The sequence below is a fragment of the Thiomicrorhabdus sp. ZW0627 genome (assembly GCF_029767005.1).
GTDB lineage: Bacteria > Pseudomonadota > Gammaproteobacteria > Thiomicrospirales > Thiomicrospiraceae > Thiomicrorhabdus.
This window is the reverse complement of sequence record NZ_JARUQR010000002.1, coordinates 124,480-136,305: the sequence shown is the minus strand read 5'-3', so window position 1 is coordinate 136,305 and position 11,826 is coordinate 124,480. Positions and strand designations below refer to the sequence as shown.

Sequence of the window (11,826 nt, the reverse complement as noted above, 5' to 3'; positions counted from 1 at the left end):
TTAGTAATAACTACTCGTTGTTTACCGTAAAACAATCTTTTGATAATCTACATTCATTTCAACCAATGTTTACGCTTCGGAGATTCTTCATGTACAAACGATTTACAGCGATATGTTTTAGCATAGGGCTGTTACTAAGTTACTCCTTAGCTTATGCCGGTGTCGTTACGCATCACTTTAAAACACTCGACCTGACTGCCGAAGCCGAATATCAGACAGGCAATCCCGACAAACCGGCTGTACTCATCATGCATGGTTTTTTAACGACAAACCAATTCCATACCATCAAAGCAACCGTTCAAGCATTTCACGATGCCGGCTACACAACCCTAGCCCCTACATTGACTCTTAACATCAATAAGCGAAGACAATCGGTTAAATGCAATGCCATTCATACCCACACTTTGGAGCAAGACCAGCTTGAAATTTCGGAATGGATTGACTGGCTTGAAAAAAAGGGACATAAACAAATTATTTTAGTCGGCCACTCCAGTGGTAGTCAGGAATTACTTGCCCTTTTGGCTAGCCGAAAAGACCCATTTATCAAGCTTGCTATATTTACCAGCCTGTTCTATTTAAATGGTGAAGAACTTGGAACAAACCCGGCGGAACTCGATTATTCGAAAAAAGCGTTGGAAGCCAAGAACAACCAACCGCACAAATACTCTTTTCTGTTCTGCCATAATAACTACTACGCCACCCCTGAAAGCTTCTTGTCCTACCAGAAGCTAGACCGTCAGTACATCCTGGAGCAACTCAGAAATCTAGAGGTTCCAAACTATACAATAATGGGCAGTGAAGACAAACGCTATAAGAGTGTTGGCAACAATTGGCTAGACGAACTCAAACAAACCGGAACCAATTTAGTCATCATCGAGGGAGCAAATCATTTCTTTTCCAGTGAATATGAATTTGATCTGCAAGACCAACTGGTTCAAATTACAAACAACCATTTCAATCAACCATAGGCCACTGAGTGAGTAACCATTCCAAATTCATACGTCCCATCCAATTCTATTTCGCGTTTTTCATCAGCATTGGACTAATCCTACTCGCCGCGCTGATTTGGTCTTTTTACTCGGAAGGGAACCGTCTTCAACAAACCGTAAACGAACAGACTCGCGAAGAAGCCAAAAAGGAATTGACGATCGCCGTAAACAATGTCCTTCTAAGCACCCAAAACCAACTTCAAAAACTCGCAAAATGGGACGAAGTCCATCAGCAATACCATGATCCGAGCTACTACTTTTTCTGGCATGACGACCGGCTCAAAGAAAGCCACTTTTATCAGCCCTACTACGACCAGTTAGAGCTGTATACCAAACAAGGCAAACTATTGATGCCGCCATCCAAAAAACCAAAAACCGGACTGCCACACCGAAACCTGCCAAACACTGTCACGACTACGGAACCTAAAGTGATTCTCAAATCGAACCAGGAGGCGCACATGAATGTCTTCGCCCCAATTTTCGACAGAAGTAGCCATGATGTGTTGGGTTACGTCGGCGTATCACTCGATATCTACCCCGCGATCCTGACCCACAACCAATTCTACTATCTGGACAAAACGTCTTTGAGGTTTCCCGGTGACGGCGTCCTTTCACCTCAGGAACTGATTGACCACATAGAGTTCAAACCCATCTCGAACCCAATTAACAGTTACTTATGGGAGCTGATTGAGCGTTTTATTGCCGAACTTATCGTTACTCTCATTTTACTTGCCCTGACTCTGCCGCTTCTTTTCAAAGAGTTCATTCATACCCCTTTGACCCTGCTTTCCGAATATCTGCAGCGTTTGCGCGCAACACCCTACAAAAAACAGAAACCACCTAAAAGAACTTTTTGGATTAAAGAGTTTGAAGAATTAAAAAACGCGATTTACCAGTACCATCACAACCTGCAGAAAACCCAGCTTGAACTCGATGAACAGAATCTGATTGTCTGGGAACAGGCCCGCAGGGATGCGCTGACCAATATCTACAATCGCCGTGCGTTTGATGAAACCTGGAACGAGGTAATGGTCAACTTCCAGAACGAACCGATTCCCACAGCCTTCATGCTGTTCGATTGCGATTTCTTCAAAGCCCTGAACGATACCTACGGTCATGAAGTAGGAGATAAAGTAATTCAAGCCGCCGCCAAGGTCATACAGCAAACTTTGCCGATGGAAAATCCGGCTTACCGTATAGGAGGCGACGAATTTGCAGTGATACTCCAACACCGGACACAGGAAGAAATTGAACAGATCGCCCAGCAGTGCCTTGACGCACTAAGCCAATACCCTTATCAAACGCTTGGTATCCGTGAAAAACTGCCGTTCAGCGTTGGTATCAGCAGCATCGCATCTTCGCATGACGACAATCTAGGCGCACTACCAAGACAGGCCGATATCGCCATGTACAAAGCCAAACAGTCGCACCATAGCAAAATACAGGTATACAACCAAACGCTCGAAAGCGTCTCCAGCGCACTGGTTTCAAACCAGATCCTGAACAAAGTCGTCAACAGTATCCACACCGGAAAACACATGCAAATGCACTTCCAACCGATTCTGGCAACCGACAAATCCAATTGCTATTACGAAGCACTGGTGCGTGTCCAGAATGGAGAAGAACTGGTCTATCCAGACAAGATCTTTGCGGTCGTCGAGCGGAGACGCTTAGAAGTGGAACTTGATCGTCAGGTCATCCAGAAAACACTCGAACTACTGGATCAAAACAAAATCCCGAAAGGAACTGGCGTCTCCATCAATATTTCTGGAAAAACACTGCTACAACCGGATTTGATCGAACTATTCAAACCCTTCAGAGAATGGCTTCCGGACTATAAAATCGTCATCGAAGTGACCGAAAACTTTTTGATTGATCATATGGATTACGCGCAAACCGTCTTAAATCAATTACGTTATCAAGGTTTCCTCATCGCTTTAGACGATTTCGGAAGTGGCTATTCATCGATCCGTTACCTTGCTCACATGCCGGTAGACATCATTAAATTCGATATGTCGATGCTTAAAGCCTTAAAATCGGACAATAAAACCCGAAAAATCATTTTGGCGACGGCGGAAATGATCAGACAAGCCGGATTCGACTTGGTCATGGAAGGAATCGAAGACAATGAAATGTTTGAAGAAGCTAAGGACGCCGGCGCTACTCACGTACAAGGCTATTTATTCGGCAAACCCAAGCCCGAGTTCTCTAAATCCTGTGTTTAATTCGCGACTCATAAATGACTGAAATGAATTCCAATAAGCGCCATGTAATCGGTTTAACGGGCGGCATCGGCTCAGGCAAAAGCCTAGTTTGTCGTCTGCTTGCCGAGCGCGGTGTGCCAATTATCGACACCGATCTGATCGCGCGCGATGTCGTGGCGCCGGGAACTCAGGGCCTTCAAACAGTCATCGATAACTTTGGAAAGGATTATCTGCTTGATAACGGGGAACTGAACCGCAAGAAACTGCGCAATTTGATTTTCGAACAGCCCGAAAAGAAACGCCTGCTCGAATCCATCCTTCACCCCTTGATCCACCAGGAAATGCTCAGACAGATCCGACAGTATCAATCAATAGCAAATTCTTCAGGCGATCCTTCGATTATCGTCGTGGCCATCCCACTATTGACGGAAAAACTGAAAGATGGCGACCAACCCGATTATTTGGATGAAATCTGGGTGGTCGACTGTTCAGAAGCGACTCAACAACAAAGAGCCGCCTCCAGAGACGGCCAAAGCCCTGAACAAATCCAAGCGATCATGAAACAGCAATCATCACGGCAACACCGTTTGAAATGGGCTGACCGGACTATCCATAACGACGGTACACGGAAAGACCTTGAACGGCAAATTGATCAATTACTTGGCGGGTTTCAAACTAACTGAGGCGATCCGGCCAAAGACCTTTCGTCACAACCACACCTTGTGCACCATGAAGCCTGGCTTCCTGAGCATCTGACACCTTCATTCCGCCCAAAGCATAAACCGGAATAGCCACTTCATCAATGAAGGTTTTCATGCCCTGCCAGCCGATTGGTTCGATGTCCGGGTGTGCCGAAGTGTATTTGATCGGCGACAATTGCAGAATATCAGCTCCCATCTCCATCGCAGCCAGCATGCCTTCCAGATTATGGGTCGATACAGACAACAGCTTGTCAGACGAAATCGGCCGCTCTTTGTATGCATTTGCTTGCTTGGAAGAGAGTTGAATTCCGTCGGCATCCGGCAACAATGACAACACTTCCGGTTGTGCATTGAGCAACAATTTAGCGCCGTGGTTATGTGCCAACGTAATCAACTTTTCCCCAAGCGCCACAAATTCCGCTTCAGACAATCCTTTTGATTTGAACTGAGCCAGCTTCACACCACTTTCCAGCGCTTTTTCAAAACGCTTTAGACAATCTTCATCGCTCTCGAAGCTTCCAATAGTGAGATACAGATCCGGTAAAGACAAGGCCGCCAGAATCCCTCGGTTCGCTTCAGGAAACGATCGTTCCCGCAGCTGGCTCATCGGACACCACTCAACCGACTGCCCTTCCTTACCATGTGGTTCACCATTAAAACTTTGAGTCGTAAATACATGCAACCGTACCGAAACCTTTTCATAATGCCACGGCACGGTCATCAACTTTTTCCAATTTTCAGTCTTAACGCCCACCTCTTCATGGAATTCTCTGACCAGAGCTTGCTCCGGCAACTCGTTAGGTTCGATTTTCCCACCCGGAAATTCCCACAAGTCCGCCAAATGCTGATGTTTTTGTCTCAGACTCAGACAGACCTCCCCGTCACGCTGTAAAATCCCGATTGCAACCTCAATCCAAGGTGTCTTTTGTGCGTTTTGTGCCATTTAAAATCCTTTTTACAATCTGAACAGGCCTGTTCGGTTTCTTTTTGCATTATTTTAGCGTTTCTGAAAATAGGCTTAAGGTAAAATAAGCGCTTATTGCTTTAATCAAGATGGATGAAATCCTTATGAGTCAATTCTGGAGTCCGATTGTTCACACGTTAACGCCGTATGTGCCTGGAGAACAGCCGAAGGTCAACAACCTCATCAAACTGAACACGAATGAAAATCCTTACCCGCCTTCCCCTAAGGTATTGGAAGCAATTCGTTCGGCCACCAACGAGGCACTGAGACTCTACCCGGATCCGAATTCAGATCTTCTGAAGCAAACCATCGCTAAATATCATCATCTTAACCCGAACCAGATCTTTGTCGGCAACGGTTCGGATGAAGTGCTGGCACACACTTTCCAAGCGCTGTTGAAACAGTCAAAGCCGTTACTGTTCCCGGACATCACTTACAGTTTCTATCCGGTCTATTGCGGCCTATATGAAGTCGACTTTGAAAAGGTGCCATTGACGGATGAATTTGAAATCAACGTGGACGACTATCAGCAAGCATGTGGCGGAATCATCTTCCCGAACCCGAATGCCCCAACCGGAAGTTTGCTTGCATTAGAGGCTGTCGAAAAACTACTGAAAACCCAACCGGATGTAGTTGTGGTTGTGGACGAAGCCTACATCGACTTCGGCGGTGACAGTGCGGCGACATTGATTGACCAATACCCTAATCTGCTCGTCATCCAGACCCTATCCAAGTCACGCTCACTGGCAGGTATCCGTGTCGGTTTCGCATTGGGACAGGCGCACCTGATCGAGGCATTGGAACGAGTCAAGAACAGCTTCAACTCCTACCCATTGGATCGTTTGGCGATTCCGGCTGCTGCCGCTGCGTTTGAAGACGAAGAATATTTCCAGCAAGCTCGTAAGAAAATCATCAATACCCGCGATGCGTTGACGACGACCATGCAAAATCTTGGCTTCAAAGTTCTGCCGTCGGCAGCAAATTTCATCTTTGCCAGCCACCCTGAGCTGGACGCCGAAGATATTGCTCAAAAACTGCGTGACCAAGCCATCATCGTCCGTTTCTTCAAACAACCGAGAATCGACCAATTCTTACGCATCACTATCGGAACGGATGAAGAAAACAAACGTCTGTGTGAAGTATTAAGCGAGATTGTTGAAGGCAAATAAAATCCACTGCATTCAAAACTCGCCCTGAAAATTAACGGCAGGTATGAAAAAGGCCCTAACTGCAAAAGCGGTTAAGGCCTTTTTTATCGCCCCGGAACCTTCAGCATAGTAAAAGCTTGTTTAGATATCCCGGTTACAATTTATTAAGTACGGTATCAGGTACGGTACTCGGCATTGATTTTGACGTAATCGTATGAGAAGTCAGTCGTCCATACAGTTTCCGCCGCATCGCCACGGTGCAACTTGATCAAGATCGTAATGTCTTCCTGATCCATAACCGCCTGCCCGGCTTCTTCGGTATAGGTTTGCGCTCTCCCACCCTTTTCAACAATGCAAACGTCACCAAGATAGATCTCAATGGCATCAATATCCAAAGACTGAACGCCAGCACGCCCGACCGCGGCTAAGATACGGCCCCAGTTCGGATCCGAAGCGAATAGAGCGGTTTTGACTAGCGGAGATAATGCAACGGCATGCGCAACCTGCAAACATTCCTTCTCGTCCATACCACCTTCGACCTCAACACTAACGAATTTGGTCGCACCCTCACCGTCTCGCACAATCATCTGCGCCAATTCAACCATGACCTCTTTCACAGCACGCGAGAACTGATCGTATTCGTTCGATTCCATCGAATCGATAACCGGCATATCCGCTTGTTGTGTTGCCGTCAGGGTACAGGCATCGTTGGTTGAAGTATCGCCGTCGACGGTAATACGGTTAAAGGATTTTTTCACCGCATCGGACAAACAAGCCTGTAGGCATTCCTTAGAAATCTTAGCATCCGTAGCAACAAAGCCCAACATTGTCGCCATATTAGGATGGATCATCCCGGAACCTTTCGACATTCCGGTGAGTGTGACGGTACTCTCACCGACCTGAATTTGCTTGCTGATCATTTTCGGCACAGTGTCAGTGGTCATGATACCGGCACACGCCTCTTCCCAACCCGTAATCGCCAAATTCGCACAGGCCTGTGCAATGCCCAGATGGATTTTTTCCATCGGCAGGTTTTGACCGATAACTCCGGTCGAAAACGGCAGCACCTGTTCACGGCTGCATCCCAGCTCATCCGCGACCCATTGGCAACTTTCCAAAGCGTCCTTCAAACCTTGTTCACCGGTACCGGCATTCGCATTCCCACTATTAATCAGCAATGCTCTAGGCATGACTTTCTGCAAATGCTGTTTAGCTACGGTCACAGGAGCCGCACAGAAAGCATTCAAGGTAAAGGTTGCCGCAGTCACAGCTTCCGGCGCTAATTCGATCACCACAAGGTCGGTTTTACCGTTCTTCTTGATTTTGGCTTGCGTAGCGCCTAAATAAAATCCCGCTACCGGATGAATTTCGAGTTGTTTTGGCATCAGTTATTCCTCGTCAAATTCCATAACTCTGTTTATAAGCGAATCATATCGCGAATGTTGCATAGCGTAAAACTAAAAAAGCCCACCAAGGGTGGGCTTTAAAATAAAACCGAATTGCGGTCTAGATTACACTAACTTACCACAACACTGCTTGTATTTTTTGCCCGAACCACAAGGACAAGGATCGTTACGACCCACTTTAGGCATTTCACGGCGAAACGTTTGATCCCCACCGGCTTCGTCCTCAGATTCCGCATCACTCTTGGAAACGGCATCCGCAATACCTGCCGCTGCCGGATGCGTTGCTTCAAGCTGAGTTGGACGTTCAGCAACCTGCTGCTCTTCAAATTCCGCAACATCTTGAGAGCCTTCAATCTGAACCAGAGAAAGCACTTTAATGGTTTCCAGCATCACTTCATTCAAGAAGCGACGGAACAGCTCGCCCGACTCTCTACGGTATTCCTGAAACGGATCTTTTTGAGCGTATCCGCGCAAGTGGATTCCGCGACGTAAGTAATCCATTTCCGCCAAGTGCTCACGCCACTGCTTGTCGATGGTACGCAGCAACACCTCTTTCTCGAAGTGGTGAAGAGTCTGAGGATCAAGCATCTCCATCTTCTTAACATAGATCGCTTTAATTTCCTCGACCAGTTTTTCACGCAACTTCTCTTCATACAGCTCTTTATCTTCATCCAGCCAAGACTGAATTGGCAACTGCACTCCCATTTCCTCGTGTAACGCTTTTTCCAGACCGGCTATATCCCACTGCTCTTCCAAAGAACCTCTCGGAATATACATGTCGGTAATATCATTAATAACCTCTTCACGAAGCGAATCGATGGTTTCTGTGACGTCATCCGACTCCATCAGCTCGTTACGCTGTGCGTAGACCACCTTTCGCTGTTCGTTTGAGATATCGTCAAACTTCAACAAATTGGCACGTTCGTCCTGATGCATTCGCTCGACCTGCTTCTGGGCACGTTCAATCGACTTGGTCACCATTTTGTGTTCGATCGCTTCGTCAGACTTCATACCCAAACGCTTCATCATCGACTTGACCTTATCGGAAGCGAAACGTCTCATCAAATCGTCATCCAAGGACAAGTAGAAACGAGTCACACCGACATCCCCCTGACGACCAGAACGACCACGTAGCTGGTTATCGATACGACGCGATTCATGTCGCTCGGAACCGATTACTTTCAAACCACCAACGCTTAAAACGAAATTATGGCGCTCCTGCCAATCGGCCTTGACCTTCTCGATCTGCTCCGGTGTCGGATTTTCAAGATTCTGAAGTTCAAGTTCCAAATTACCGCCCAAGACAATATCCGTACCACGGCCCGCCATGTTAGTGGCGATTGTAACAGCGCCAGGCATACCCGCCATTGCAATGATCGAGGCTTCTTTTTCGTGCTGTTTCGCGTTCAAAACACTATGTTTAATGCCTTGCTTCTGCAACAAACGTGAAAGTAATTCAGACATCTCAATCGACGCCGTTCCCACCAAAATAGGCTGCTGGGTTTTCTGAGTCTCGCGGATGTCTTCGACAATCGCCGCAAACTTACCTTCCATATCCAAGAAAACCAGATCCGAAAGATCCTGACGCAAAGGAGTTTTATTCGGCGGAACGACGACAACTTCCAAACCGTAAGTCGACAGAAATTCACCCGCTTCCGTATCCGCCGTCCCCGTCATACCGGACAAGGTCTCATACTGACGGAAATAGTTCTGAAACGTGATAGATGCGAATGTTTGACTTTCCTGCTGGATCTGAACATTCTCTTTCGCTTCAACCGCTTGGTGCAGGCCGTCACCCCAGCGACGCCCTTCCATCTTACGACCGGTAAATTCATCGATAATCACGACCTGCCCGTCCTGAACAATATAGTCACGATCATTTTCAAACAGCAAATTCGCTCTCAAAGCCGCATTGACGTGAATCATCAAACTGATATTGGTCGCGTCATATAGACTTTCTCCCTCTTCAATCAGACCGACCTCGGCCAACATCTGTTCGACCTTTTCATGCCCCTGATCTGTTAGATAAACCTGTTTAGATTTTTCATCGATCGTAAAATCACCCGTTGAGGTTTTGGTTTCGACATCCTCTTCACCTTGCTCAAGTCTTGAAATCAAAGGATTGATCTTACGATAGATCTCTGACTTGTCTTCAGCCGGTCCGGAAATGATTAACGGCGTTCTTGCCTCGTCGATCAAAATCGAATCTACCTCATCGACCACAGCGAAATACTGGTCACGCATAACCTTCTCAGCGGAGAAAATGGCCATGTTGTCACGCAGGTAATCGAAACCGAACTCATTGTTGGTTCCGTAAGTGATGTCCATCGCATAAGCCAGCTGCTTTTCCTGCTGTGACTGACCACTCAAAATCACACCAGTCGAGAGGCCAAGGAATTCAAACAACTGTCCCATCCATTCGGCATCACGCTTAGCCAAGTAATCATTTACCGTAATGACGTGCACACCCTTTCCGACCAAAGCCCGCAAATAGACAGGCAATGTCGCGACTAGCGTCTTACCTTCACCGGTACGCATTTCCGGAATCTTCCCTTCATGCAGTGCCATACCACCAATCAACTGCACATCGTAATGACGCATGCCGAACACACGCTTACCGGCTTCACGGACAACCGCGAACGCTTCAGGTAGAATATCATCCAATGTCTTACCGTTTGTCAGCGCCGCCTTGAATTCATCCGTCTTGAGCTTAATCTGCTCGTCACTCATCTGAGAATACGACTCTTCCAAGGCGTTGATTACATTAACGTTCTTTTGATAGCGTTTCAGGATACGATCATTGCGGCTACCGAAGATTTTTTTGAAGATATTTAGGGCCATGTGGTCTGGTTTCCGATTTAACTTTAAGCTTGGTTGTATTCTTAAGCCTGGACTGAAAGAAAGCGAATTTCCATCAAATTACCAAGCCGTAATTTAGAATGCTGTAAAATGCAAAATATTCTAACACATCTGTTTGTTATAACATTATGAAACCCTTATTAAATAAACAAAGCGGTACCTTAGGAAACTTAATCCAGGAAGCTCAGCTTTTCCAGGCCCTGTTAGAGGTTGGTCAGGATTGCTTGCCTGAAGAGCTAAAACCGCATTTAGTAGGTGTCAGTTTCGAACAAAATACTCTAATCCTACAGATCGACGATAACATCTGGGCAACCCAGCTTCGCTTTTACGAGCCGAATCTACTCGGAATCTACCAATCCCACTTTCCGCACTTACAACTCAATAAAACCAAAATACAAGTCATACCGATCGCAGTGGCTCCAACACCACGCAGAAAAGTCTCAACCACACCATCCTCAGAGGATGCTGAAGAAATGCGCAAAATAGGTGAAAAGGTCAAATCAGAAGGACTCAAAGCCGCACTTGAAAAATTAAGTCAAAGAGCCGCTGAGTCGGAATAAGAATATTTAAAAAAATGCAAGAAGAAATCAATTTTGGGCAGGCCTGCCCAAATCGATCAGACTAAAATTTTGCTACTGCCGTACTGGATAGGGGAAGCTTCGTTTTCATAAGTGACAATTTCATAAGCCTCCGGTGCAGCCTTCAAGGCTCTCAACAACTGGTTGTTCAAGGCATGCCCCGATTTGTGGGCGGTGAACTCGCCGACAATCGGATAACCAACCATATATAAATCGCCGACCGCATCCAGAATCTTGTGACGAACGAACTCATCCTTGTTTCTCAAACCTTCAACGTTCATAACGCCTTGGTCATCCAAACCAATCGCATTCTCAAGACTGGCCCCTAAAGCCAAGTTCTTCTGACGCAACATTTCCATATCTTTCATAAAACCGAAAGTACGGGCGCGACTCACCTCTTTGAAATAAGAAGTTGATGAAAATTCCAACGTCATCTTTTCAGCGGTGGTACTGAACGCAGGATGGTCAAAATCAATCGAAAACTTCAGTCGGAAACCGTTATACGGATGAAATTCAGCCCAGCCACCCTTATCATTCTCGACTCGAATCGTTTTTAGAATGCGAATGAACTTTTTAGGCGCATCTTGAAGTTTAATGCCTGCCGATTGCAGTAAGAAGATGAAATGAGAAGAACTGCCGTCCATGATCGGCACCTCGTCCGAGTTGATATCGATATAGACATTATCGATCCCGACACCCGCCAAGGCAGACATCAAATGCTCAATGGTCGCGATTTTGATTCGTCCTTGCGGACGGTCGTTGACAACTGTTGTACACAACATCGTCTCTCCGACGATTTCCGGACTGACCTTGAATTCAATTGCCGGCTCGAAATCTACACGGCGGAATACGATACCGGTATCAACCGGGGCAGGTCTTAACGTCATAATCGACTCATGACCTGTATGAAGCCCAATTCCTTTAGCTTTAATTGGGTTGGCAAGGGTTCTTTGATTCACTTACAGCTCGTTTTTTAC

9 protein-coding genes are annotated in these 11,826 nt (G+C 46.4%); 5 read left to right on the top strand and 4 right to left on the bottom strand.

The window, feature by feature from the left end; translation table 11 throughout:
* The first annotated feature begins 89 nt into the window (after nt 1–89).
* From QCB45_RS06885 to coaE, 3 genes are read left to right on the top strand one after another with little or no spacing between them, the layout of a single operon-like run.
* Nucleotides 90–968 carry an alpha/beta hydrolase gene (locus QCB45_RS06885; protein ID WP_279420132.1) on the top strand — a complete coding sequence of 293 codons (879 nt, stop codon included), beginning with the start codon at nt 90–92 and terminating at the stop codon, nt 966–968.
* Between the two features lie 8 nt (nt 969–976).
* Nucleotides 977–3,214: a GGDEF domain-containing phosphodiesterase gene (locus QCB45_RS06880; protein WP_279420131.1), complete on the top strand. Its 2,238-nt coding sequence runs from the start codon at nt 977–979 to the stop codon at nt 3,212–3,214.
* Nucleotides 3,215–3,228: 14 nt separating this feature from the next.
* On the top strand, nt 3,229–3,876 hold the full coding sequence (gene coaE, locus QCB45_RS06875; protein WP_279420130.1) for a dephospho-CoA kinase: 648 nt from the start codon (nt 3,229–3,231) through the stop codon (nt 3,874–3,876).
* Here the strand turns inward: coaE and QCB45_RS06870 are convergent.
* Nucleotides 3,869–4,837 (bottom strand): Nudix family hydrolase, encoded by a 969-nt coding sequence (locus tag QCB45_RS06870; protein WP_279420129.1) that lies wholly within the window; start codon nt 4,835–4,837, stop codon nt 3,869–3,871. The genes coaE and QCB45_RS06870 overlap by 8 nt on opposite strands.
* A gap of 125 nt (nt 4,838–4,962) precedes the next feature.
* Between QCB45_RS06870 and hisC the strand changes: the two genes are divergently transcribed.
* Nucleotides 4,963–6,027: a histidinol-phosphate transaminase gene (gene hisC, locus QCB45_RS06865; RefSeq protein WP_279420128.1), complete on the top strand. Its 1,065-nt coding sequence runs from the start codon at nt 4,963–4,965 to the stop codon at nt 6,025–6,027.
* 155 nt (nt 6,028–6,182) lie between these two features.
* Here the strand turns inward: hisC and argJ are convergent, their stop codons facing one another.
* Complete coding sequence (gene argJ, locus QCB45_RS06860) at nt 6,183–7,391, bottom strand: bifunctional glutamate N-acetyltransferase/amino-acid acetyltransferase ArgJ (RefSeq protein ID WP_279420127.1); 1,209 nt, start codon at nt 7,389–7,391, stop codon at nt 6,183–6,185.
* Nucleotides 7,392–7,517: 126 nt separating this feature from the next.
* Nucleotides 7,518–10,253, bottom strand: a complete 2,736-nt coding sequence (gene secA, locus QCB45_RS06855; RefSeq protein WP_279420126.1) for a preprotein translocase subunit SecA — start codon at nt 10,251–10,253, stop codon at nt 7,518–7,520.
* 146 nt (nt 10,254–10,399) lie between these two features.
* Here secA and QCB45_RS06850 point away from each other — a divergent pair, with 146 nt between their 5' ends.
* Entirely contained in the window at nt 10,400–10,831 is a 432-nt protein-coding gene (locus QCB45_RS06850) for a DUF721 domain-containing protein (protein WP_279420125.1), read from the top strand.
* A 56-nt stretch (nt 10,832–10,887) separates the two neighbouring features.
* On the opposite strand, the gene lpxC is transcribed toward QCB45_RS06850, so the two are convergent.
* Entirely contained in the window at nt 10,888–11,808 is a 921-nt protein-coding gene (gene lpxC, locus QCB45_RS06845; protein WP_279420124.1) for a UDP-3-O-acyl-N-acetylglucosamine deacetylase, read from the bottom strand.
* Nucleotides 11,809–11,826 lie beyond the last annotated feature (18 nt).